The organism is Microbacterium sp. 4NA327F11, from assembly GCF_005503465.1.
In the GTDB taxonomy this organism is placed as follows: Bacteria; Actinomycetota; Actinomycetes; order Actinomycetales; family Microbacteriaceae; genus Microbacterium; species Microbacterium ginsengisoli.
The window spans coordinates 1-24347 of the sequence record NZ_SCOB01000029.1 but is presented as its reverse complement, the minus strand read 5'-3'; the positions used below and the strand labels follow the sequence as shown (position 1 = coordinate 24347).

Genomic DNA, 24347 nt, shown 5'->3' with positions numbered 1-24347 from the left:
CTACGCGGCGGCGAGGGCGCGGTCGAGCGCGGCGACCACCCACGCGACCGACTCGGCCGTGATGCACAGCGGCGGCTTGATCTTCAGCACGTTCTTGTGGTCGCCGGTGGGCTGCACGATGCATCCGTCGTCGAGCAGCAGGTCACACACGCGCCGCGCGAGCTCGGGGGCGGGAGTCAGGTCGGCGTCGACGACGAGTTCGACGCCGAGGTAGAGGCCCATGCCGTGCACCGCACCGATCGACGGATGCCGCGTCCCCAGGGCCCGCAGCGCGTCACCGAACAGCGCGCCGACCCGCTGCGCGTTGCCCTGCAGGTCGTCGTCGCGGAGCGCATCGAGCACGGCGACGCCGACCCGCGCACTCACCGGACTGCCGCCGGCGGAGGAGAAGAAGCTGCCCTCCTGCTCGAACGCCTCGGCGATCGCGGCGGTCGTGATGACAGCCCCGAGCGGCTGGCCGTTGCCCATGGCCTTCGCCACCGCGATCACGTCGGGCACGGCGCCCTGCTGCTCGAAACCCCAGAAGTGCGCGCCGAGCCGCCCGTAGCCCACCTGCACCTCGTCGGAGATGCACACCCCGCCGAGCGCCCGCACCCGTTCGTAGAGGCCCGCGAGGTAGCCGTCGGGCAGCAGCACGCCGCCACCGTTGCCGAAGATCGGCTCGATCACGACCCCGGCGAGCTGTGCGCGTCCGTCGGCGCCGAGCGCGTCGAGGCGGGCGTCGACGTCGGCGAGATAGGCGGCCGCCGATCCTCGCCCGCGATACGTGCCGCGCACCGGGTTGGGGGCGTCGAGCAGTTCGACCCAGTCGGGTCGCGTCTCGAGGGCGCGCGGGTTGTCGCCGATCGAGGTCGAGACGGCGTCGGAGCCGATCGTCCACCCGTGGTACGCCTCTCGCGCCGCGAGGATCCGTCCGCGCCCGGTGGCGGTGAACGCGAGCCGCAGCGCGAGATCGACCGCTTCGCTGCCGCTGTTGACGAGGAACACCCGGTCGAGCCCGGCGGGCGCGAGGGCGGCGAGACGCTCGGACAGCTCGGCGATCGCCGCGTAGTGGAAGCGCGAGTTCGTGTTCAGCAGCGTCCACTGCCGCGCGGCGGCATCGACGACGCCGGGGTGGGCGTGGCCCGCGATCGTGACGTTGTTGACGACGTCGACGTAGGTCTGCGCCTCGGTGTCGATGAGGTGCTCGCGCCAGCCGCGTTCGATCTGCGGCGGGCGGGAGTAGTAGTGCTCCTGCGCTGCGGCGACGTGAGCGTCGCGGCGGGCGAGAGTGTCGGCGGGCGCGATGACCGGCGCGGATGCCGCCACCCCGAGCACGCGCGACGGGTCGGGGCTGATGCGGCGCCAGAGGTCCGCGAGCCGCGGGGTGACGCACGCGGGCGGACGGCGATCGTCGGCGGGCCCGAGCTGCACGTGCACGACGTCCCCCCGGGATGCGTCGCCGAGCCGGGCACCCGGCGCGACCTCGCCGAGGACGAACGGTGCGACCCCGTCCACCCAGAGGGTGGCGTCGTCGCCGTGCAGCGCCAGCCCGGTGCGGGTCGCGACGACACGTCCCGCGAACGGGGCGGCGAGCGTGCAGCCCTCGGGAGCCACGAGATCGACACCCAGCGCCAGGGTCGCCGCCCCACCGCGTGGGGTGAGCAGCCGCGTGCGCGTCAGCCGGAACTCGCCCCAGCGCGTGTGCGCCAGCCCACCAGCGGCGCGCAGCACGCGCTCCTCGATTCCCGGTACGAGCCAGTCCCCGGCTGCCAGCGCGTCGCTCGTGACGGAGAGATCGACGGATGCCGCGGCGATCCCCGCGGGCAGCAGGGTGGCCGTGGCATCCGCTCGGGGATCGTCGAGCCCGCGCGCAACCGCGCGGACGAGGTACGCCATCTCGCCCGCGTCGCGCGCCGCCGCCGCGGCGAACGCGCGCCACTCTGCGCCGCGGCGCTCGTCGGCGTAGTCGTTGTCGCCGTCGAGGGCGACCTGGTGCTCGCCGCTGACGACGAGCACGGCGCAGCGCAGCACGACGAGCGGCCAGAGCGCGTCGAGTTCGGCGTCGGTGAGGGCGACGTGGGCGGCGAATCCGCGCACGGTCGCGAGGAACAACGCGTCGGGCTCGTCGCGCATGTAGGCGCAGGCGGATGCCGCGACGAGCTCGGCCACGCGCCACGTGACCATGAGGTCGCCGAAGTCGATGACCCCGACCCGGCCGTCGGAGTCCCGCACGAGGTTGTCGTCGGTGACGTCGGCGTGAATGGGCTGCGCGGGCAGCAGGTCGGCGAGCGCCGCGACGCGGGCGGCGGCGCTGTCGGTCGCCGCGCGCACCAGCGCCCGGCGGCCGGGGTCAGTGACCGCGTCGATCAGGTCGTCGACGACCCGGGCACCCTCGCGGATGTCCCACTGCGACGCGTGCGCCGCCGGCTCGACGTCGAGCGCTGCGAGCGCCGCGGCGACGCGCCCGGCGGTGTCGCCGACGAGAGCGGCCTCGGCCTCGGCGTAGGCGGCCACCTCGATGAGCGGTTCGCCGTCGACGTACTCGAGCACGCGCACGAGGTGAGGTCCTCCGGCGAAGCCGACGGGCACGATGTGCTCGCCGTCCCGCGCCGCCACCGCGGACGGCACCCGCAGCCCCGCCCGGCGCAGCAGCCGGAGCGCCTCGTGCTGGGCCTCGAGGTCGCGGCGGTCGGTCGCCGCATGCGCGATCTTCACGACGACACGGGCGGATGCGGCATCCACCCGATAGTTGCGATCCTGCTGGCTGCCGAGCTCGCGCACCTCGCCGTCGAGCCCCCACAGCTCGCGGGCGACGGCGGCCGCCTCGGCGGCGGAGACCTCGGGGCGGGCGCCCGCAGTCGCATCGACGGTCATGGTGCGATCCTCTCGTCCGTCATCCGTATATCGGATGCCGCGGCGCGTCGGCAAGGCGCGCGTGCAGCGCGGCGGTGGTCGGCACGGTGCCGATGCCACGCTGCGGCCGGCGGAGAGCATGACCGCGGCGCCCGGGCGAGGGGCGCCCGGGCCGCACGGCCGCCGCCCCGCACGGCGGTGCGGGCTCAGCCCGCGAGCACGACCTTCAGCTGTTCGATGGCCCAGTCGAGCTCGGTCGCACGCACGACGAGCGGCGGCGCGATGCGGATGGTCTGGCCGTGCGTGTCCTTCACGAGCACGCCGCGCGCGAGCAGGCGCTCGGCGATCTCGCGTCCGGTGCCGACGACGGGATCGATGTCGATGCCGGCCCAGAGCCCGGCGCTGCGGACCGCGACGACGCCGTGCCCGATGAGGTCGTCGAGCCGGGCGCGCAGGTGCTCGCCGAGTGCGAGCGCGCGCTGCTGGAACTCTCCCGACGCCAGCATCTCGACGACCCGCAGGCCCACGGCCGCCGCGAGCGGGTTGCCTCCGAAGGTCGAGCCGTGCTCACCGGGGCGGATGACCCCGAGCACGTCACGGTCGGCGACGACGGCGGAGACGGGCAGGATGCCGCCTCCCAGCGCCTTGCCGAGCAGGTACACGTCGGGCACCACGTCCTCGCGATCGCAGGCGAAGGTGGTGCCGACCCGGCCGAGGCCCGACTGGATCTCGTCGGCGATGAACAGCACGCCCCGGCGGGTACAGATCTCCCGCACCGCCCGCAGGTAGCCCTCGGGCGGGAGGATGACCCCCGCCTCGCCCTGGATCGGCTCGATCAGCACGGCGGCGGTGTTCTCGCCGATCGCCGCATCGATCGCCGCCGCGTCGCCGTACGGCACGCCCACGAAGCCGGGGGTGAACGGCCCGAAGCCATCCCGGGCCGACTCGTCGGTGGAGAACCCGACGATCGTGGTCGTGCGGCCGTGGAAGTTGTCGTGCGCGACGATGATCTCGGCCGCGCCCGCCGGCACGCCCTTCACCCGGTACGCCCAGGCGCGGGCGACCTTGATGCCCGTCTCGACGGCCTCGGCGCCCGTGTTCATCGGCAGCACGAGATCCTTGCCGCACAGCTCGGCGAGGGCCGCGGCGAACGCGCCGAGCTGGTCGTTGTGGAACGCCCGGCTCGTGAGCGCGACCCGTGAGAGCTGCTCGGTGAGGGCGGCGGTGATCGCCGGGTGCAGGTGTCCGAAGTTGACGGCCGAGTAGGCGGAGAGCAGGTCGAGGTAGCGGCGGCCCTCGACATCCGTCACCCAGGAGCCCTCAGCACGGGCGACGACCACCGGCAGCGGGTGGTAGTTGTGGGCGAGGTACTCGTCCTCGTGGGCGATGTAGCCCGCGGTCAGCGCGTCGGTCGTGAGGTCGCTCATGCGCTCCTCCGGATCTCGAGGGTGCAGCACTTGATGCCGCCGCCGCCGAGCAGCAGCTCGGACAGGTCGACGAGCACCGGGTTGTAGCCGCGCTCGCGCAGCTGCGCCTCGAAGCCGGTCGCCCGCGGAGAGATGAACACGTTGCGACCGTCGGAGGCGGAGTTCAGGCCGAAGACCGCACCGTCGGCATCCGACACCTCGATCGCCTCGGGGAAGAGGCGCTGCAGGGTCGCACGGGATGCCGCGTCGAACGCGGTGGGCAGGTAGGCGATGTTCGCGCGCTCGACGCCGCCCGGACCCTGCACCGGGTCGAGCACCGAGATCGCCGTGTCGAGGTGGTAGAACCGCGGGTCGGTGAGGGTCAGCGAGACGACCTCGCGGTCGAACACCTCGGCGACCTCGCGGTGGCTGTCACCGGTGGAGCGGAAGCCAGTGCCGGCGAGGATGATGTCTCCCGCCAGCAGGAAGTCGCCCTCGCCCTCGTTCGTCTCGCGCGGCTCGACGACAGTGAGGCCGTTCTCGCGGAACCAGGTCATGAACGGCTGCTCCTCGCCGGCGCGCTCGGCGAAGCGGAACTTCGGGCCGTAGGCGACACCGTCGATCACGAAGCCGCCGTTGGCGGTGTAGACCATGTCGGGCAGTCCCTCGACCGGGTCGATGAGCTGCACCTCGTGACCGAGGTCGAGGTAGGTGTCGTAGAGCGCCTGCCACTGGTCGACGGCGAGCTGCGTGTCGGTGGGGTTGGCGGGCTCCATCCACGGGTTGATGCGGTAGCTCACCGTGAAATGGGTGGGCTTGCACATCAGGTAGGTGCGGTGCTGGGCGATGCGGGTGGAACCGGTCGGGTGCGTCATTGTGCTCCTTGTGAGGGGGGCGGCGGACGCTGTCCAGAGGCCCGGCGGAGCAAGAAGCCGACGTTCCGGGCACGCCACCCGCATTGTCTCACGGAGCCGGGCGGTGGCGCAGTATCGGTGCGAGAAGAGCGGATGCCGCGGCATCCAGCTCTTGCGTCGTTCCCCGTGAGTTCGCTATGCCGGTCGTGGAGGTGCGGATGTTACGCGTATGATCGTTGACCTGACACAACGAATCGGGCGCCACTGACGCGCCCGCCCGATCTCTTCGGCCGTTGCACCCCACTTCCCTTCTCTCCCCTGAGGAAACATGACTGACGTCGCTGTGAAGAGCCCGGTCACCAAGAGCAACCCGGTGATGACCCACCGGCAGATCCTCTTCGTGATCTTCGGGCTCATGGCCGGAATGTTCCTGTCCGCTCTCGACCAGACGATCGTGGGAACCGCGATCCGCACGATCGGCGACGACCTGAACGGGCTCAGCCAGCAGGCGTGGGTGACCACCGCCTACCTGATCCTGTCGACGATCGCAACGCCCATCTACGGCAAGCTGTCCGACATCTTCGGCCGCCGGCCGCTGTTCATCTTCGCGATCGTGGTCTTCATCATCGGATCCGTCGCGGCGAGCTTCTCGTCGTCGATGATCGAGCTGGCTGCATTCCGCGCGATCCAGGGACTCGGCGCCGGTGGCCTCATGTCGATGCCGCTCGCGATCATGGGCGACATCCTCGCGCCCCGTGAGCGCGCGAAGTACCAGGGCTACTTCCTCGCCGTCTTCGGCATCTCGTCGGTCATCGGCCCGCTCGTGGGCGGACTGTTCGCCGGGGCATCCGAGATCCTGTTCATCGCCGGATGGCGCTGGGTGTTCCTCATCAACGTGCCGATCGGCATCATCGCCCTCGCGATCGTGATGCGCTTCCTGCACATCCCCCGCCAGCCGCGGCATTCGGTGCGCATCGACTGGTTCGGTGCGGCCACCGTCATCATCGCGCTCGTGCCGCTGCTGCTCGTGGCCGAGCAGGGTCGCGACTGGGGTTGGAGCTCGCCCATCTCGATCGCCTGCTACGTGGTCGGCGGCCTCGGCATCATCGCCTTCATCATCGTCGAGAGCATCATGAAGGATGACGCGCTCATCCCGCTGAAGCTCTTCCGCTCGTCGACCTTCTCGATGGCGACCGTGATCGGCGTCTTCGTCGGCTTCGGCATGTTCGGCGCGATGCTGACCCTGCCGCTCTATCTGCAGCTCGTGCTCGGCTCCTCGCCGACCGAGAGCGGTTTCCAGCTGCTGCCGATGATCCTCGGCCTCATGATCTCCTCGATCGCGAGCGGCCAGATCATCTCCCGCACCGGTCGCTACCGCATCTTCCCGACCATCGGCACGTTCTTCATGGCGGCGGGCTTCTTCACGCTGACGCTCATGAAGTACGACACGTCGTACTGGCAGATCGCGGGATCCATGCTGCTGATCGGCCTCGGCCTCGGCCAGCTGATGCAGACGCTCACGATCGCGTCGCAGAACTCGGTCGGCCTGCGCGACATGGGTGTGGCGACGTCGGCGTCGACGTTCTTCCGCCAGATCGGTGGAACCCTCGGCACCGCCGTGCTGCTGTCGCTGCTGTTCACGGTCATGCCGGCGAACCTGCAGACCAACTTCACCGACAAGGCGACGCTGACCGCCGCGCTCGACGCCGCGCTCGACCCGACGGTCGCGCAGGCTCCCGAGAACCAGGGCATCATGACGAAGGTCTACGACCCGATCGTCTCGAAGGTGACCGACGGTGCGCTGACCCAGGCGCAGGACGGAGTGAATCAGGCCAAGGCCGCGGCGGCGTCCGTCGTCGCGCAGCAGGTCGCCGCCGGCGCCATCCCCGCCTCCGCACAGGCGCAGGCGACCGCCGCCGCCCAGGCGCAGGCGATCACCTCCGCCGCCGCGCAGATCCAGCAGGAGCTGCCGGTCGCGAAGGTGGCCTCCGACGGCACCGTGACGCTCGACTTCTCGGACGCCACCGCCCGCCAGTCGTTCGTCGACACGATCGTGCCGACGATCATCGACAACGCCAGCTCGTCGTCGGGATCGTCGTTCGACAACTCGACGATGGACGACACCGCGTTCCTCAACGGCGCCGACCCGCGTCTGTCGAAGCCGCTGCTGACCGCGTTCAACCAGTCGACCGTGCTCGTGTACTGGGTCGCCATGTTCGTGGTGCTCATCGCGTTCGTGCTGACGCTGTTCTTCCGCACGCCGCCGCTGCGCCAGAAGTCGGCGCTGCAGGAGGCCCACGACGAGCAGCGGCATGCCGAGAAGGATGCGGCCTCCCTCGAGGCCGAAGCGGCCCTCGCCGCCGCCGAGGCGGGCGCGCTCGTCGGCCCGACGGCCCGCGACGAGGAGCCGGCCGGCGACGCCGAGGAGGACGTCGAGCCCGGCATGACGCGCCGCGAGTACCGCGAGACGCACCAGGACTGACCCTGACGCCGGTGGGGGCGGATGCCGCGGCATCCGCCCCCACCGGCGTTTCGGGCAGCGCGCGTCGGGCCGCAGGCGACGACGGCAGCGAGCCATCGCCGCCCGCCACCGCCTGCCATCGCACGCAGATGGGAGCAGCCGCCTCCGATAGCCGTACGCCTCGCGCAAGGTCGGAACTCCTACCCGGCACGCCGCCCGGCAGCGCCCCCACCGGCGTGTCCGCGAAAAGATCCGACCTTGCGCACGCGGTCGCACGACCCGAGCGCCGCTCGGCCGACCGGCACCGCGGTCAGATGACCGCCTGCGACCAGTCGTCGGGGTTGCCGAAGCGGTGCGCGGTGATCGCGATGGCCTGCTCGTGCAGGAACGGCAGCAGCTCGAGCCGCCCCGCGGTCGTCACGTCTGCGGCGTAGATCGCGAGATCGGGGTCGCCGCCGACGGCCCGCGCGAGTGCGGTGTGCAGCACCGCGGTCTCCGCACGGGGACCGATCAGGCGCACCCTCGGTGGCCGGGATGCCGCGGCCTCCGGCCCGCCCACGATGCGCGCCGTCCACTCGTCGTCGCTCTCGACGAACACGGTGATGCCCGCCTCCACGAGTCCCCGTCGCACGGCGGGCGGGAGGCCGGCCGCGACCGACAGCACGGTCGCACCCGCGGCCCGGATCGCGGCGATCGAGACGCGGAGCACCTGTTGCAGTTCGGCGCCCGCGGTGGCGCGAAGGCCGACCTCGACCGGCCGGTAGCGCAGCAGGTTTCGCTCGATGCCGAGGTGCGAGACATCCCGAACCTGGCCGAACTCCCGATCCCACTCGATCGCGTCGGACAGAGCGGCACGGCGCAGCCAGTCGAAGCGCGGGTAGTCGAGCGACGACTGGGACGCCTCGATGAGCGCGGTGATGCGCGAGTCGAGCCCGCGCAGGTGCAGGGTGCCCGACGCGGTGCCGGTCGATGCCCGCCAGCCGCCGAGGCCGACGAGGTGGTTCGGGCCGCCGGCTTTGGCGCCCGCGCCGACCGACGAGCGCTTCCAGCCGCCGAACGGCTGACGCTGCACGATCGCACCCGTCGTGCCGCGGTTCACGTAGAGGTTGCCGGCCTGCACGTGGTCGAGCCAGATGCCGAGCTCCTCGGGACTCTGCGTGTACAGGCCCGCGGTCAGCCCGTAGTCGACGGCGTTCTGCAGGGCGATCGCCTCGCCGAGGGTCGCGGCGTGCATGATGCCGAGCACGGGGCCGAAGAACTCCTCGCGATGGAACCGCGACCCCGGCGCCACACCGGTGCGGATGCCCGGCGACCACAGCCGCCCGGCCAGCTCGGGCACGGCGTCGAGCTCCTGCGGCTCGAGCAGCCAGCGCTGTCCCGGCTCGAGCTCGGTGAGCGCCCACTTCAGCTTGCCCTGCGGCATCTCGACGACGGGGCCGATCTCGGTGCGGGGGTCGGCGGGGGTGCCGACGCGCAGCGAGCGGGCGGCATCGACGATCTGCCGGGCGAAGCGCTCCGACCGGCCCACCGACCCGACGAGGATCGCGAGCGACGCCGCCGAGCACTTCTGACCGGCGTGCCCGAAGGCGCTCTTGACCAGATCGGATGCCGCCAGGTCGAGGTCCGCTGTCGCGGTGACGATCATCGCGTTCTTGCCGCTCGTCTCCGCGAGAAGGGGAAGGTCGGGACGCCACGAGCGGAACAGCGCCGCGGTCTCCCACGAGCCGGTGAGGATGACGCGGTCCACCGCGGGGTGGGTGATGAGGGCCTCGCCCAGCTCACCCTCGTCGATGTCGACGAGGGTGACGAGGCCGTCGGGGAGGCCGATGGTCGCCAGCGCCTCGACGATGACGGCAGCACAGCGCCGCGCCTGAGGGGCGGGCTTGAAGATGACGCCGGACCCGGCGGCGAGCGCGGCGAGCACGCCGCCCGCCGGGATCGCGAGCGGGAAGTTCCACGGCGGGGCGACGACGGTGAGACCGACCGGCTCGAACACCGCACCGGGCACGGCGTCGAGCTCACGGGCGGTGGCGGCGTAGTAGTTCGCGAAGTCGACCGCCTCGCTGACCTCCACGTCGGCCTCTGCGAACACCTTCCCGGTCTCGTCCGCGGCGACTTCGATGAGCTCGGCGCGACGGGCCTCGAGGGCGCGTGCGGCCTGCTGCAGCACGACCGCGCGGTCGGCGGCGGGCACCGACCCCCAGGCGATGCCCGCCTTCCGGGCGCGGGCGATCGCATCCTCGAGGCGTGCGCGGTCGTCGATCCGCGCGGCGCGCAGGGTCACGTCGCCGACGTGCGAGACGCCGATGCGCGCGAAGATCTGCCGCGCCCAGTCGCGGTTCTGCGGCAGCGCGGGGTCGGTGTCGGCCGCGTTACGGAACCCGGGGGCGCCGACCGCATGCTCGCCGCTCTCTTTGAGCGAGAACACCGCGGTCTCGACCAGGTCGGCTCCGCCGAAGCCGCGCACGTTCTCGGCGCCGTCGTGGGCGATGCCCAGCACCGCCTGGGTGAGACCGGCGGAGCCGAGCGGCGGAGCGGGTTCGCGAAGGATCGACGGGTCACCGGATGCGGGCGCGTCGCCGCGCTGCTGGGTGCGCGCGGCACCGGTGCGCAGCGAGGCATCCGTCGACCTCTCGAGCGCCGCGAGGAACCTGTCGCGCTCGCGCACCCAGAGGCTCTCGTCGTCGGCGAGCTCGAACGCGGCGGAGAGGAAGTTCTCGCTCGACGCGTTCTCTTCGAGGCGGCGCACGAGGTAGCTGATGGCGACGTCGAACTCGTCGGGGCGCACGACCGGCACATACAGCAGCACATGACCGACCTCGCGGGTGACCGCCTGCACCTGGCCCTGCGCCATGCCGAGCAGCATTTCGATCTCGATCGCGTCGCGCACGCCGCGTTCGCCGGCGAGCAGCCATGCGTAGGCGACGTCGAAGAGGTTGTGCCCGGCGACACCGAGGCGCACCGCGTCGGCGTGTGCGGGGGTGAGCGCCCAGTCGAGGCAGCGCAGGTAGTTCGCGTCGGTGTCGAGCTTCGTCTCGTAGGGCGCCTGCGGCCAACCGTGCAGCACGGCGTCGACCTTCTCCATGGCCAGGTTCGCGCCCTTCACGAGCCGCACCTTGATGTGCGCGCCACCCGCGGCGACCCGCTCTCCCGCCCACGCGGTCAGCTGCTGCAGCGCGGGCAGCGCGTCGGGCAGGTAGGCCTGCAGCACGATGCCCGCCTCGAGTCCGGCCAGACGTGGATCCTCGAGGATGCGAGTGAACACCGCGATCGTGAGGTCCAGGTCGCGGTACTCCTCCATGTCGAGGTTGATGAACGTGCCGTCGGTGGCGGCACTGACGTAGAGGGGCAGGAGGCGTTCGACGACGAGGTCGACGGTCTCGTCGAATGCCCACATCGAGATGTGGCTGGCGATCGCGGAGACCTTCACCGACACGTAGTCGACGTCGGGGCGGCGGATCAGCTCGTGGATGCCCTCGAGTCGCCGCAGCGCCTCGTGCTCGCCGAGCACGGCCTCACCGAGCAGGTTGAGGTTGAGGCGGGCGCCGTCGGCGCGGAGGGCCGCGAGGGCGGGGCCGAGCTTCTCGGCGCGCGCGTCGACGATGAGGTGGCCGACCATGTCGCGCAGCACGCGCCGCGCGATCGGCACGACGGCAGCGGGCGCCACGGGGGCGAGGGCGCCGCCTGTGCGCACCGCGCTGCGGAGGTACCAGGGCAGGAAGTCGGGCACCAGGGGGGCGATTCGCGACAGATGGGATGCCGCGGCCGCCAGGCTCTCGGGACGCATGACGCCGTCGACGAAGCCGATCGTGAAGGGCAGTCCGTTCGGGTCCCGCAGCACTCCGGCGAGGCGTTCCGCCGCCGGATCGACGTCGGCCGCCGCCGCTTCCCGCACCCACCGGTGCGCGAGCTCGACCGCCTGCCCGCTCAGTTCCGTCCCGACCGCATCCGTCATCTGCCGCACCACGCTTCCGTCCCTTCCACCCTGCCACTCGTGACCCGTGATCCCAGGGTGGCGGCACGCATCCTTCGAGAAAAGCGACTGTTTATGATCAATACACATCGGTCCTATCGAATGGATGCCATGTTCGAACTCCGGCGCCTGCGCATGCTGCACGAGTTCGCGCTGCGCGGCACCCTCGCCGCCGTGGCCGAGGCGCTGTCGTACAGCCCGTCGACGATCTCGCAGCAGCTCAACCAGCTCGAGAAGGATGCCGCGGTGCCCCTGTTCGTCGCCGACGGCCGGCGCCTCCGCCTCACCGAGCACGGCGAGCTGCTCGCGGCGTACGCCGAACGAGCCCTCGACGAAGACGAACGCGTGCGCGGCGAACTGGAGGCGCTGCGTCCGGGCGCGGCGCCCGTGCGGGTGGCACTCATGCAGACGGCGGCCCTCGCCCTGCTGCCCGACGCCCTCGCGCTCCTCGCTGCGCGCGAGCCCGACCTGCGCCTCGAGGCGGCCGCCGTCCCGCCCGAGGAGGGCTTGTTCGAGCTGTCCGCCCGACGCTTCGACCTCGTCGTGGCCGAGCAGTACCCCGGCCACACCCGCGCCCACCGCGACGGGCTGACCCGTCGCATCCTCGGTCGCGACCCGATCCGTCTCGCTGTCCCGCGCGGCGACCGGGCACGGGGACTGCGCGACCTCGCCGACCGGCCGTGGGTGCTGGAGCCGGAGGGCACCGCCGCGCGGCAGTGGGCGGTGCAGCAGTGTCGGGCGGCGGGCTTCGAACCGGACGTGCGCTACGCCCTGCCCGACCTCACCGCCCATGTCGGACTCGTCGCCGCGGGCCGTGCGGTCGCCATGCTGCCCGACCTCGTCTGGGCCGGGGCGCGGCCTCCCGTACGCACGATCACCCTTCCCGACGCACCGACGCGCGAGGTGTTCGTCGCCACCCGCGCGGCCTCGGGGACGCGTCGGCGCGTGGGCGCCGTCGTCGATGCGCTCGCCGACGCCCTCACCGCGCGCACCTCCGCGGTCGCGGGCGGCGGGCGGGGCGGGGCATCCGCCTGATCAGCCCCAGACGCTCGGTGCGGGGGCCTTCGTCGGCGGCAGCGCCACGTCGAGCGCCCACTCGCTGAGCCACGCCTCGGGGGCGGGCACGGTCGCCGGGTCGATGCCCATGGCCTCGAACACCTCGGAGGTGGGCAGCACCCCGCCGGCTCGTCGCACGAAGCGGGAGCGCACGAACAGTCGGGCGTAGATCTCGCCGCGCACCACCGCGCGGTGCTCGAGATAGATCGCCTTGTCGTCGGCGGAGATCACCTTCGACTCGATGTCGAAGCGCTGCCACAGGTGCAGTGACTTACGGTGGGTGATCGTCGAGCTCGCCACGACCGGGTACCAGCCGCGAGCGCGCATGAGATCCCACAGACCCGAGCGCATGATGAGGTCGAACCGGCCGAGGTCGAACAACGACAGGTACCGTCCGTTGTTCATGTGCCCCACGAGGTCGAGGTCGGTGGGGAGGGTCGTGAGCCGCACACGGCCCACGAACGAGGCGTCGGCGATGACGCCGTCACGACGCAGACGACGCCGAGCGACGAACAGCACGAGCAGGGTGCGCCAGATCACGTTCACGACCGTGGATCGTACTGATCGTGGATGTCAGCACGCATTCCGTTGTCGGATGCCTACAGGTTCGTGCGGCATGCACAGCCGATTTCGCGGCCCCGCCGCGGCCGGTTAGAGTCTGGCCATGAACGCCGATCTGCAGATCGATCTGATCGTCCGCCCCGTGCGCGACGTCGATGCCGAAGCCCTGGGACGCGTGCACGCCACCTGCTGGCACGAGACGTACGACCACCTCATCAGCAAAGCCGCTCTCGAGAAGGTCTCCCCCCGCCGCCTTGCCGAACTGTGGACCCACTGGGCCGCGCAGGGCCCCGAGTTCCGCATGAGCGCGGCCCTCGTCGACGGCGAGATCGTGGGCTTCGTGGGCTCCGGCCCGGCACGCGACCGCGACGCCCCCCGTGAGCGCGAGCTCTATTTCATCTACCTGCTGAGCGCATGGCAGGGAACCGGCATCGGCCAGCAGCTGTTCGACGCCGCCGTCGACGAGGGCGAGCCGCTCTACCTCTGGGTGGCCTCCGACAACCCCCGCGCGCACCGCTTCTACGAGCGCAACGGGTTCCACCTCGACGGTGACACCCACACGGAGCCCTTCCTCGGTGAGACGCTCACCGAGGTGCGCTTCGTGCGCTGACCCGACGTGCTGCAGATCTGGGCGCTGCCCGGGCTTCCCGAGATCGGTGCGGGCGACGACCTCGTCGCGCTCATCGGGGCGGCGGCATCCGATCAGCTGCGCGATGGGGACATCCTCGTCGTGACGTCGAAGATCGTGTCGAAGGCCGAGGGACGGTTCGTCCTCGCCGACGACCGCGAGGACGCCATCACCGCGGAGACGGTGCGCCTCGTCGCCAGCCGCACCGCCCCCAGCGGCCACACGACGCGCATCGTCGAGAATCGGCTGGGCATCGTCTCAGCCGCGGCCGGCGTCGACGCGTCGAACACCCCCGAGGGCACGGTGCTGCTGCTGCCGGTTGATCCGGATGCCTCGGCCCGCCGCCTCGCCGCGGGGCTGCGGGCCGCGCTCGGGGTCGAGGTGGGGGTGCTCGTCTCCGACACGCTCGGGCGCGCCTGGCGCGAGGGGCAGACGGACCATGCGATCGGCGCCGGTGGCGTGCAGGTGTTCGAGGATCTCCGCGGCGGCGTCGACGCCGAGGGCCGCCCGCTCGTCGTGACGCAGCCGTGCGTGGCCGACGAGCTGTGCGGCGCCGCCGACCTCGTCAAGGGCAAGGCCACGCGGCTTCCCGTCGCGGTCGTGCGCGGGCGCGCGGACCTCGTCGGTGCGCTCGACCTTCCGGGAGCGCGCTCGATCGTCCGGCCGCCGGAGCGGGACTTCTTCCGGCTGGGAGCGGACGAGGCCTACGCCGACGGATATGCCGCGGGCGCGGCATCCGTCATTTCCTGAGCGCGCTCAGCGCGAGCTGACCGACCCGAACAGCTTCGCGATCGGCGCCAGCACGAGGGGCCGCGCCGCGACCCACGCACCGACGATCACGAGCATCGAGACCGCGAAGATCGAGAAGCCGACCCAGTTGACCTCGTCGCCGCCCGCGTACATGTGGTTCAGGTTGCGCAGCGCCCCGGTCGCGAACACCAGCGTCACGTGCACGACGATGAACAGCACGAAGTAGATCATCACGGGGAAGTGCACCTTGCGGGCCCACTCGACCGGGTAGCTCTTGTTCAGTCGCGTCGCGTTCTTCGGCCAGATGCCGCTCATGCGCACGCCCGTGATCGCCGCGAGGGGCGCAGCGAGGAACACGGTCGCGAAGTAGGTCAGCTGCTGGATCGAGTTGTAGTTGACCCAGCCGTCCTCGGTCGGCCAGTCGAGCGAGATGTACTTGAGCACCGCGGTGACGGCGTTCGGGAACACCTCCCAGCTGGTCGGCACGATGCGCAGCCACTGGCCGGTGACGAACAGGAGCACGACGAACACGAGTCCGTTGACGAGCCACAGGATGTCCAGCGACTGGTGCAGCCACAGCGCGATGCTGATCTTCCGCTTCGGGTTCCAGCGCGGGCTCCAGAACGCCGGCGGCTTCTTCTGGTGCCGTACCTGCAGCCCCGAGCGGATGATCAGCACCATCAGGAACACGTTGAAGAAGTGCTGCCAGCCGACCCACGCGGGGAAGCCGACCGGTGCGCCCACCGGCAGGTGGTATTCGCCGGGGTAGGTGGCGACCCAGTCGCGCAGTGCGTCGAGGCTCAGCAGCCAGCGCACCGCGAACACGACCATCGCGCCCGCGAACAGCAGACCCACGACCGTGACGATCGCCGCGCCGACCCACTGACCGGCGGTGAACGGACCGATGCGACGCGGCTCCGGCTTCGGCGCGGGACGCTCGAACGCGTAGCGTCCCGGGAACACCGTGGGGGTGAAGGGCAGCGGACCGGCGGCGACCCGCGCGGCGATCGAGTCGGGGGCGGTCGGGGCTGCGGGGGCGAGGGCTGCGGGAGCGAGGGCTGCGGGAGCGGTGTGCGCGATCTCCGGAGAATCGACCGCCGCGGGGCCTGCGGACGACGCCACAGCCGCAATCTCCGGAGTTGCGGTCGGGTCGGATGCCGCGGCGACCGGTGCACCCGGGGCGAAGCCCGCGGGCGGCCACGGGTCTCCGCCGGCGACGCGCGGGAGTCCGCGGCGCAGAGGCACGTCGCTCGCAGCGGCGGCGCGGGTGGTGGCGGCGCTCGGGGATGCGGCGGTGTGACCGGTCGGCGCGACGGCGGCCACCGGCGCGGGAACCGTCACGTCACCGACCGAAGGCGATGCCGCGACAGGGACCTCGGCGGCATCGGTCGTCGCCGCGGCGATCGGGGCCGCGCCCGCAGGGGGCCACGGCTCCCCGCCCGGCGTGCGCGGCAGGCCGCGGCGCAGGGCGCGAGCCGGGCCGGCCGCGGCGGGCGCCGATGCGGCAGCCGACGCCGCGGGGGCAGCGCCGGCGGCGGGGACGGCGGCAGCCGGGGCACCGTGCGCGATCTCCGGAGAAATCGGGTCGGAGGCGGTCGGCAGCCCAGCAGACGGCGAATTCTCCGGAGTTACGGCTCGCGCCTCCGCGGCCGGCACGGCGGCGACCGCCGCGACCGAGGGGGCCGCGGCATCCGTCACCGCGACGGCCGCGTCGATCGGGGCCTCGCCCGCGGGCGGCCAGGGGTCGCCACCGGGCGTGCGCGGCAGCCCGCGGCGCACCGTGCGAGCGTAGGTCGCCACGCTCAGGCCTTCCGCGCCTCGAGGGCGCTGATCAGCTGGGGCACGACCGTGAACACGTCGCCGACGATACCGAAATCGGCGATGTCGAAGATCGGGGCGTCGCCGTCCCTATTGATCGCGATGATCGTCTTCGCGGTCTGCATACCGGCCTTGTGCTGGATCGCCCCGGAGATGCCGAGCGCGATGTACAGCTGCGGCGAGACCGACACCCCGGTCTGGCCGACCTGGTACGACTGGGGCACGTAGCCGGCATCGACGGCCGCGCGGGAGGCGCCGACCGCCGCGCCCAGCACATCGGCGAGCTGGTCGACGAGCGCGAAGTTCTCGCCCGAGCCGATGCCCCGGCCGCCCGAGACGACCTTGGCGGCGCCGCGCAGCTCGGGCCGGCTCGAGGTGGCCTGCGCCGGCTCGACGGCGGTGACGGATGCCGCGGCCCTACCCGATGCGGCGACCTCGAGCGCGACGCTCTGGAAGGTCCGCGCCTCGGCGCGCGCGTCGATCGCCCCCTGCCGCACCGTGATGACCGGCGCGCCGAACGTGGCGGCCGAGTCGACGTTGTATGCGCCGCCGTAGACGGAGTGGTGGGCGACGACGCCCTCGGCGTCGCGCGACACGCCGACCGCGTCGACGGCGAGCGCCGAGCGGGTGCGGGCGGCGAAGCGGGCGGCGGCGTCGCGGCCGTCGAGGGAGTGGGAGACGAGCACGGCGTCGGGCTGCACGAGCGCCGCGGCGGCGGCGAGCGCGTCGGCCACCTGCACCCCGACGGTGTCGGGGGTGGTCGGCACGGAGAGCACGGCGGTCGCCCCGAGAGCCGCGGCATCCGCTGCCAGTTCGGCGTTCTCGTGCACGACGAGGGCGACGGGAGTGCCGACCTGGGCGGCGGCGCCGAGGAGTCCGGCGGACGAGCTGGCGAGCTGCCCCGACGGGGTCACGTCGAGCAGCACGAGGATGGTGTCGGGCGCGAAGTCGGTCATCGTCGTCTTCCTCAGGCCAGTCGGTTCGAGATCAGGTATTCGGCGAGCTTGGTGCCGGCGTCGCCCTCGTCGACGATCTTGGTCCCGGCCACGCGGGCCGGCTTCTCCGAGATCGCGATGACGATCGATCGGGATGCCGCGGCATCCGTCGCGTCGACGTCGAGGTCCGCGAGGCTCCAGGTCTCGTACGGCTTCTTCTTGGCCGCCATGATGCCCTTGAAGTTCGGGAAACGGGCGTCGGGCAGGCGCTCGGTGATGGAGATGACGGCGGGCAGGGTCGCCGAGACCGTGGTGGTCGCGCCGTCGATCGCCCGCTCGCCGGTGACGACGCCGTCGCCGATCTCGACCGTGCTGAGGCTGGTGGCCGCCGGCACGTCGAGCAGCTCGCCGAGCATCGAGGCGATGACACCGCCCGAGCCGTCGGTCGACTGGTTTCCGGCGATGACGAGGTCGAAGCCCGCCTTGCGCACGGCGGCGGCGAGCACCTCGGCGGTGAGGCCGAGGTCTGCGCCGAGCAGGGCCTCATCGACGACCTGCACGGCCGACGCCGCCCCCATCGCGAGGGCCTTGCGCACCGACGCGGTGGCCGACTCGGGGGTGACCGAGAGCACGACGACCTCGGTGCCCGGGTTCTTGTCGGCGTAGCTCAGCGCGACCTCGAGGGCACGCTCACCGATCTCGTCGATGACCGCATCGCTCGCGGCGCGATCCGCGAGCCCGGTCTCGAGAGACAGCTTGCGGTCACCGTAGGTGTCGGGGACTTCTTTGACCAGCACGACGATCTTCACGGGGCACTCCTTACGCCATCGCAGAGTCTAACGGAATCACGGCGAACGATGACACTGAGTCTCACCGATGATGGAACTCGGGCGCACGCTTCTCGCGGAAGGCGGCCATGCCCTCCTTCTGGTCCTCAAGCCCGAACAGCGAGACGAACACCCGGCGCTCGAACCGCAGTCCCTCGGTCAAGGTCGACTCGCGCGCGACGCGCAGCGCCTCCTTCGCTGCGTAGACGACCGGCAGCGACTTCGCCGCGATCTCGTCGGCGACCGTCTGAGCCACCTCGAGCAGCTCGGCGGCGGGAACGACCCGGGAGGCGAGGCCCGCACGTTCCGCCTCGACCGCGTCGATCGTGCGCGCCGTGAGCACGAGATCGGCCGCCTTGTACGCGCCGACCGCGCGCGGCAGCCGCTGCGTGCCGCCGAGGCCCGGAATCACGCCCAGGTTGATCTCAGGCTGCCCGAAGCGGGCGGTGTCGGCCGCGAGGATGATGTCGCACGTCATCGCGAGCTCGCACCCGCCGCCGAGGGCGAAGCCCGCGACCGCCGCGACGAGCGGGGTGCGCAGCTGCGAGAGGCGCTCGAGTCCCGCGAAGGGGTTCCCCTGCTCCATCTCCAGCGGCGTCTTGTCGGCCATCTCCTTGATGTCGGCGCCGGCGGCGAAGGCCCGCTCGGAGCCGGTGATGACGATGCATCCGATCTCCTCGTCGGCGTCGAAATCGGATGCCGCGGCCCCCAGCTCGCTCGCGAGCCGGGCGTTCAGCGCGTTGAGCGCCTGCGGGCGGTTCAGGGTGATCCACCCGACGCGCCCCCGGCGCTCCACCAGGATCGTCTCGTACTCGGCCATGGGTCCTCCCGTCTGCGGGGCACCCTCATCGGTGCGCGCACCTTCGATCCTGCCGCGCCGAACGTGGGATGGCGAGCGCCGATGAGCCATCGATGAGATGGTGCGGAATCGGGTCTCCGAAACCTGTGAACGAACTGATAGCGCAAGCCCCTATGATCGGCGCGATCGCGTGGGGCGGTTGTTGGGCATCAGCTTGTCCGTTCGCGACGGGGGTCGCGAAAGAGCGCGGCGGGGGCCGCACAAAGGGGTGGAACTCATGACTCGCAAGAGTGTCATGGGCTCGGTCGTCGCGCTCGGCGCGCTACTGGCTCTCTGATCGCGGCGGCGCCCATCGTGGCCGCGCCCGCACTGGCGCAGAACGCGGCGCCGTACCGGGATTGCACGGCGTTGCCGCCCAATCTCGTCGACAACTGCGGCTTCGAACAGGCGCCCGTCGGCGACGAGATCGTGCCGGGATGGGGAGTCACCTTCGGCGACGGATCGGAGCCGGCGCTCACGCTCGGCCCGACGACCGAGCTCCCGCATTCGGGCAGCGGGGTGCTCGTCTTCCAACCGGCGGGCGGGAACGACCCCGACACGGTCACGCAGTCGCTGCCCCACCTGCAGCCGTCGAGCACCTACCAGTTCGGCGTCTGGTGGTACGGCGGTGTTGTGACTCCGGAGTCCATCCCGGACAGTTCCGGCACCTTCGACGCCTACGTCGACGGGGTCGTCGGAGGCACGCAGTACGCCGTCAAGAAGACGAGCGAGGACACCTACGCTCCCGGGTGGAGCTTCAGCATGGTCAACTTCACGACCGCCGCCAGCGGCACGCCGCGCATTGTGCTGTCCGCCTCGGGGGCATCGACCTACGTGCGCGTCGACGACGTCGCAGTCGCCCAGGTGCCGTCGGCGCCTGTCGCGCCGACGAACGTCAGCGCGACAGCCGGCGATGCGTCCGCGACTGTCTCCTTCCACGCGCCCGCGAACACGGGCGGGCTTCCGATCACGGCGTACACAGTGACGTCCTCGCCCGGAGGATTGACGAGTGTCGGATGCACCAGCTCCCCCTGCACGGTGAGCGGGCTGACCAACGGCACACCGTACACGTTCACCGTCACTGCCTCGAACCTCGCAGGCACGAGTCCCGCCTCGAGCGCCTCGTCGTCGGTCACACCGGCGGCTGAGCAGTCGATCACTTTCGCGCAGCCGGAGACCCAGACCTACGGCACCCCGTTCACGGCGGTGGCCACGTCGGACTCCGATCTGCCGGTGACCTTCTCCAGCACCACGGACGCCGTCTGCACCGTCACCCTCTCGGGCGTCACGACGTTCCACGCGAACGGCACGTGCACGATCGACGCGGACCAGGCCGGTAACGACGCGTTCCTTCCGGCGACGACGGTCGAGCGCAGCTTCCAGGTGGACCCGGGCACGCCGGGCGCCCCGACCATCACCTCGGTGACCACGGCGTCGGGGTCCGTCACGGTGTCGTTCACTCCGCCGACCGAGACCGGCGGCAGCCCGATCGTCGGATACCTCGTCTCCGCGGGCCAGCGCTCCCAGGAATGCGATGCGTCCCCGTGCACCGTCAGCGGGCTCGTGAACGGATCCGCCTACGAGGTCTCGGTCGCCGCCCAGAACGAGCTGAACACCGGCCCCGCCGCGCAATACGAAGGAACCGTGACTCCGCTCGCCACGCAGACGATCGAGTTCGCGAACCCGGGCAGCCTTCCGTTCACGATGACGGCCAATCTCATGGCTCGAGCCACCTCGGACCTTCCGGTGACGTTCACGACACTCACCCCGGACGTGTGCACGGTGACCCGTGCGGGCGGACTGACTCCCGTGAGCGCGGGCGACTGCACCATCGCCGCGCACCAGGACGGCGATGACGCGACGGCGCCTGCTCCCGAGGTGGATCAGACGTTCTCGATCACGGCCGTCGCCTCCGACGCCGTGCGGTTGAGCGAGGGCTGGTCCGGCGACACGACCGTGAGCATCGCGTTCGCTCCTCCGGTGAACACCGGCGGCGCGCCGATCCTGTCGTACTCGGTGACCGCTCGCGGCGGCACGGCACCCGTCACGATCAGCTGCGCAGGGTCGCCGTGCACGATCACGGGCCTCGTCAACGGCACGGCCTACACCGTCGCCGTCGTCCCGGTGACGTCGGCGGGCAACGGAGCGTCCGTGTTCTACCGCGGGCGGCTCACGCCGCACGGCTCGCAGACGATCTCGGTCGTCGGCGCACCGGAGTCGGGGTACACCGGGACGTCCGTGACCCTCGCGGCCACCGCCACCTCGGGTCTCCCGGTGACGGCGGAGCTGGGCGACGCCGGCGACCCCGGAGCGTGCTCCGTCAGCGGACTCACCATCAGCCTCCTCACTCCGGGCACCTGTGTGGTCGGGCTGATCCAAGCGGGTGACGCGGCCTACAGCCACGCGGTCCCCGTGGTGGTGTCGATCGTCGTCACCACCGCACCGGCGTCGGCGCTCACCGTTCCCTCGGGCCCGGTGACGACGGGCAGCGACCAGACCTTCACCGCGTCCGGGCTGCTGCCCGGAACCGATGCGACGTTCGTGCTGCACTCGAACCCCATCGTGCTCGGTACCGTCACGGTCTCGTCCACCGGTGTCGCGACGCTCACGACCGCGCTCCCCTCGGGCGTGACGGGGTCGCACACGGTGATCGTGACGGGAACCTCGGCCGACGGCACCGCGGTGACGCTGTCCCAGGGCATCACCATCGCCGACCCGGCCGCGACGCTCTCGCGCACCGGCGCTCCGGACCTCTCGGGGCTGCTCGTCCTCGCCGGGGCAGCGCTGCTCGGCGGCGCCGTGCTGCTGTTGATGACGCGCCGGCGACGAGCGCACTGATGACATGACGAGGGGGGTGGATGCCGCGGCATCCACCCCCCTCGTCATGTCCACGTCAGTCGGCGGACTCCGCCTCGCGGCTCGCCGCCGCACGGTCGGCCGCCGAGGCCACATACCCGACGATGTGCCGCTCGTCGGGACCGTTGTAGGCCGAGAGCGGACGGATGAGCGCGTTGGCGGCGGTCTGCTCGATGATGTGAGCCGTCCAGCCCACGATGCGCGCCGCGACGAACAGCGGCGTGAAGGTGAGGGTGTCGAAACCGATGAGGTGATAGGCCGGACCCGACGGGTAGTCGAGGTTCGGGTAGATGCCCTTGCGGGCCACGAACTCGCTCTCGAGAGTGTCGTAGAGCGCGGCGAGGTCACGGGCGTCGTAGTACTCCACGAGGTCGTCGAGGGCGGCCTTCATGGTCGGCACCCGCGAGTCGCCCTTCTTGTAGACCCGGTGCCCGAAGCCCATGATCTTGCGCTTCGCGGCGAGGGCCTCGTCGAGCCACGGGCCGACGTTGTCTGCCGTGCCGACCTCGTCGAAGATGTGCATGACGGCCTCATTGGCCCCGCCGTGCAGGGCGCCCTTGAGCGCACCGATCGCACCGACGACCGCCGAATAGAGGTCGGAGGTGGTCGACGTGATCACCCGTGAGGTGAAGGTCGAGGCGTTGAACGAGTGCTCCGCGTACAGGATCATCGACACGTTGAACGCCTCGACGACGATGTCGGCCGGCTCTTCGCCGAACGTCATCCACAGGAAGTTCGCCGCGTAGCCGAGGTCGTCCCGCGGCGGCACCGGCTGCTGACCGCGGCGGCGGCGCTGGTCGTAGGCGACGATCGCGGGGATCTTCGCGAACAGCAGCTGCGCCTTGGCGAGGTCGGCGGCGGGCGAGTTGTCGGATGCCGCGGCATCCTGCGCACCGAGGACCGACACCGCTGTGCGCACGACGTCCATCGGGTGGGACTCGAGCGGCAGCAGGTCGATCACCGTCTTCACGTCGGCGTCGAGCCCGCGGTGCGTGCGCTCGAACCCCTCGAATGCGGCGAGGGCCGCGGCATCCGGCAGATCGCCGTTCCACAGCAGCAGGGCGACGGACTCGAACGACTGGGTCGCCGCGAGCTCCTGCACCGGGTAGCCGCGGTACAGCAGGCTGTTGGTGTCGGGGTTGACCTTGCTGATCGCGGTGTAGTCGACCGTGACCCCGGCGAGGCCCTTCTTGATCTCGATCTCGGACATGTCTGCTCCTTCGCGGACGTCAGCGGGTGATCTGGAAGTTGAACACCGAGGTGTCGAAGTGGTTGTACTCCTCGTAGTCCACCAGGTCGTAGAGGTCGGCGCGATGCTGCATCTCGCCGAGCTTCGACGTGAGGTGGCCGTCGTCGACGAGGGTGTCGAGCGCACGGCCCGCGGCACCCATGGCGATGCGCAGCAGCGACACCGGCCAGATGACGATGTTCACTCCCACGTCCCGCAGCTGGTCGACGCTGAACAGGTCGCTCTTGCCGAACTCGGTCATGTTGGCGAGGATCGGCACGTCGACGGCGTTGCGCACCGCCTCGAACTCGCCGAGGTCGCGCATCGCCTCGGGGAAGATCGCGTCGGCCCCGGCGTCGACGAGCGCCTTGGCGCGGTCGATCGCGGCATGGAGCCCCTCGACGGCACGGATGTCGGTGCGCGCCATGATGAGGAAGTTCGGGTCACGACGGGCATCGGATGCCGCGCGGATGCGCTTGATCGCGGTGTCCTGGTCGACGACCGCCTTGCCGTCGAGGTGACCGCACCGCTTCGGGTTGATCTGGTCCTCGATGTGGGTGCCGGCGATGCCGGCGTCCTCGAGGGTCTGGATCGTGCGGGCCACGTTCATGGGCTCGCCGAAGCCGGTGTCGGCGTCGATGATCGCCGGCAGCTCGGTCATGCGGGCGATCTGCTGGCCGCGGCCGGCGACCTCGGTGAGGGTCGTGAGACCGATGTCGGGAAGCCCGAGGTCAGCGGAGAGCACCGCACCCGAGATGTAGACGCCCTCGAAGCCCTTGCGCTCGATGAGCCGGGCCGAGAGCGGGTTGAACGCGCCCGGGAACCGCAGCAGCTCGCCGGTGGCCAGCCGCTCGCGGAACAGGCGCCGCTTCTCGGCGGCGGGGGTCTGGCTGTACAGCATCAGAAGACTCCCTTCGGGGCGGGGGCGGAGGCGAGCACGCCGGGGGCCGCGACGATCGACAGCTCGCGCACCTCGGCCGGGGTCAGCTCGGGCAGGCGCTCGGCGAGGTCGAGGAAGCGCTCGATCTCGTCGGGGGCGAGCACGGGCTCGGCGAGCGACTTGACGTCGTCCGGGATCACGTAGTGGCGGCCGAGGGACGCCGCGTAGGTCTTGGCCGAGCGGACGAGGGCCAGTGCACCGCGCACGCTCACGCCGAGGCGGACCTCTTGGGCGGTGCGCGTGCCGTCGACGAGTCGGGCGACGTAGTCGCTGATGGTGGGCTCGACGTGCACCGTTCGGGCGAGCTGGGCCATCTCGGTGATGACCCCCGCCTGGACGATCGGGTTGAGGCTGCCCTCGTGGACCCGCGTGGCCGAGCCC

At 71.5% G+C, this 24347-nt stretch carries 17 protein-coding genes; 5 read left to right on the top strand and 12 right to left on the bottom strand.

The window, feature by feature from the left end; all coding sequences use genetic code 11:
- The 3 genes from FFS51_RS13465 to ddaH all read right to left on the bottom strand — a co-directional run bounded on the left by FFS51_RS13465 (position 1) and on the right by ddaH (position 5116).
- Positions 1-2856: an aminotransferase gene (locus tag FFS51_RS13465; RefSeq protein ID WP_137878643.1), complete on the bottom strand. Its 2856-nt coding sequence runs from the start codon at positions 2854-2856 to the stop codon at positions 1-3.
- Positions 2857-3041: 185 nt separating this feature from the next.
- Positions 3042-4262 carry an ornithine--oxo-acid transaminase gene (gene rocD / locus FFS51_RS13460; protein ID WP_137878642.1) on the bottom strand — a complete coding sequence of 407 codons (1221 nt, stop codon included), beginning with the start codon at positions 4260-4262 and terminating at the stop codon, positions 3042-3044.
- Entirely contained in the window at positions 4259-5116 is an 858-nt protein-coding gene (ddaH, locus tag FFS51_RS13455; protein WP_056209824.1) for a dimethylargininase, read from the bottom strand. The genes rocD and ddaH overlap by 4 nt, the downstream gene beginning before the upstream one ends.
- 355 nt (positions 5117-5471) lie before the next feature.
- Between ddaH and FFS51_RS13450 the strand changes: the two genes are divergently transcribed.
- Positions 5472-7577, top strand: a complete 2106-nt coding sequence (locus tag FFS51_RS13450) for an MDR family MFS transporter (protein WP_082483231.1) — start codon at positions 5472-5474, stop codon at positions 7575-7577.
- 289 nt (positions 7578-7866) lie between these two features.
- Here the strand turns inward: FFS51_RS13450 and FFS51_RS13445 are convergent, their stop codons facing one another.
- On the bottom strand, positions 7867-11511 hold the full coding sequence (locus FFS51_RS13445) for a proline dehydrogenase family protein (protein ID WP_137878641.1): 3645 nt from the start codon (positions 11509-11511) through the stop codon (positions 7867-7869).
- Between the two features lie 129 nt (positions 11512-11640).
- On the opposite strand from FFS51_RS13445, the gene FFS51_RS13440 reads away from it, so the two are divergent.
- Entirely contained in the window at positions 11641-12564 is a 924-nt protein-coding gene (locus tag FFS51_RS13440; RefSeq protein ID WP_137878640.1) for a LysR family transcriptional regulator, read from the top strand.
- On the opposite strand, the gene FFS51_RS13435 is transcribed toward FFS51_RS13440, so the two are convergent.
- Entirely contained in the window at positions 12565-13131 is a 567-nt protein-coding gene (locus FFS51_RS13435) for an acyl-CoA thioesterase (protein WP_045246038.1), read from the bottom strand.
- A 118-nt stretch (positions 13132-13249) separates the two neighbouring features.
- Between FFS51_RS13435 and FFS51_RS13430 the strand changes: the two genes are divergently transcribed.
- Together FFS51_RS13430 and cofE are read left to right on the top strand one after the other, a co-directional pair.
- Entirely contained in the window at positions 13250-13756 is a 507-nt protein-coding gene (locus FFS51_RS13430; RefSeq protein ID WP_056209822.1) for a GNAT family N-acetyltransferase, read from the top strand.
- Positions 13757-13762: 6 nt separating this feature from the next.
- Positions 13763-14524, top strand: a complete 762-nt coding sequence (gene cofE, locus FFS51_RS13425) for a coenzyme F420-0:L-glutamate ligase (protein ID WP_045246042.1) — start codon at positions 13763-13765, stop codon at positions 14522-14524.
- Between the two features lie 6 nt (positions 14525-14530).
- Here cofE and FFS51_RS13420 read toward each other — a convergent pair whose 3' ends face one another.
- From FFS51_RS13420 to FFS51_RS13405, 4 genes are all read right to left on the bottom strand, one after another.
- On the bottom strand, positions 14531-16324 hold the full coding sequence (locus FFS51_RS13420) for a cytochrome b/b6 domain-containing protein (RefSeq protein ID WP_137878639.1): 1794 nt from the start codon (positions 16322-16324) through the stop codon (positions 14531-14533).
- A gap of 2 nt (positions 16325-16326) precedes the next feature.
- A complete protein-coding gene (locus FFS51_RS13415) occupies positions 16327-17298 on the bottom strand; it encodes an electron transfer flavoprotein subunit alpha/FixB family protein (RefSeq protein ID WP_137878638.1) in 972 nt (323 codons plus the stop codon).
- 11 nt (positions 17299-17309) lie between these two features.
- The gene (locus FFS51_RS13410) at positions 17310-18086 is read right to left on the bottom strand and encodes an electron transfer flavoprotein subunit beta/FixA family protein (protein WP_137878637.1); all 777 of its coding nucleotides are present in this window, start codon (positions 18084-18086) and stop codon (positions 17310-17312) included.
- A 61-nt stretch (positions 18087-18147) separates the two neighbouring features.
- Positions 18148-18924, bottom strand: a complete 777-nt coding sequence (locus FFS51_RS13405) for an enoyl-CoA hydratase-related protein (protein WP_045245788.1) — start codon at positions 18922-18924, stop codon at positions 18148-18150.
- A gap of 333 nt (positions 18925-19257) precedes the next feature.
- Between FFS51_RS13405 and FFS51_RS13400 the strand changes: the two genes are divergently transcribed.
- Complete coding sequence (locus FFS51_RS13400; RefSeq protein ID WP_137878636.1) at positions 19258-21780, top strand: fibronectin type III domain-containing protein; 2523 nt, start codon at positions 19258-19260, stop codon at positions 21778-21780.
- A 55-nt stretch (positions 21781-21835) separates the two neighbouring features.
- Here FFS51_RS13400 and FFS51_RS13395 read toward each other — a convergent pair whose 3' ends face one another.
- The 3 genes from FFS51_RS13395 to FFS51_RS13385 all read right to left on the bottom strand — a co-directional run.
- Positions 21836-23008, bottom strand: a complete 1173-nt coding sequence (locus tag FFS51_RS13395; protein ID WP_137878635.1) for a bifunctional 2-methylcitrate synthase/citrate synthase — start codon at positions 23006-23008, stop codon at positions 21836-21838.
- A gap of 19 nt (positions 23009-23027) precedes the next feature.
- Positions 23028-23927, bottom strand: coding sequence for a methylisocitrate lyase (gene prpB / locus FFS51_RS13390; protein ID WP_045245790.1), 900 nt, complete (start codon positions 23925-23927; stop codon positions 23028-23030).
- On the bottom strand, positions 23927-24347 hold a 421-nt coding region (locus FFS51_RS13385; protein WP_502704733.1), incomplete at its 5' end, for an AAA family ATPase. The genes FFS51_RS13385 and prpB, both read right to left, overlap by 1 nt.

Excerpts from the sequence above, each read along its gene's own strand:
- ddaH (WP_056209824.1), bottom strand. The coding sequence starts at position 5,116 with ATGACGCACCCGACCGGTTCCACCCGCATCGCCCAGCACCGCACCTAC.
- FFS51_RS13395 (WP_137878635.1), bottom strand. The coding sequence starts at position 23,008 with ATGTCCGAGATCGAGATCAAGAAGGGCCTCGCCGGGGTCACGGTCGAC.
- FFS51_RS13430 (WP_056209822.1), top strand. The coding sequence starts at position 13,250 with ATGAACGCCGATCTGCAGATCGATCTGATCGTCCGCCCCGTGCGCGAC.
- prpB (WP_045245790.1), bottom strand. The coding sequence starts at position 23,927 with ATGCTGTACAGCCAGACCCCCGCCGCCGAGAAGCGGCGCCTGTTCCGC.
- rocD (WP_137878642.1), bottom strand. The coding sequence starts at position 4,262 with ATGAGCGACCTCACGACCGACGCGCTGACCGCGGGCTACATCGCCCAC.
- FFS51_RS13440 (WP_137878640.1), top strand. The coding sequence starts at position 11,641 with ATGTTCGAACTCCGGCGCCTGCGCATGCTGCACGAGTTCGCGCTGCGC.
- FFS51_RS13405 (WP_045245788.1), bottom strand. The coding sequence starts at position 18,924 with ATGGCCGAGTACGAGACGATCCTGGTGGAGCGCCGGGGGCGCGTCGGG.
- FFS51_RS13445 (WP_137878641.1), bottom strand. The coding sequence starts at position 11,511 with ATGACGGATGCGGTCGGGACGGAACTGAGCGGGCAGGCGGTCGAGCTC.
- FFS51_RS13450 (WP_082483231.1), top strand. The coding sequence starts at position 5,472 with ATGACCCACCGGCAGATCCTCTTCGTGATCTTCGGGCTCATGGCCGGA.
- FFS51_RS13465 (WP_137878643.1), bottom strand. The coding sequence starts at position 2,856 with ATGACCGTCGATGCGACTGCGGGCGCCCGCCCCGAGGTCTCCGCCGCC.
- FFS51_RS13415 (WP_137878638.1), bottom strand. The coding sequence starts at position 17,298 with ATGACCGACTTCGCGCCCGACACCATCCTCGTGCTGCTCGACGTGACC.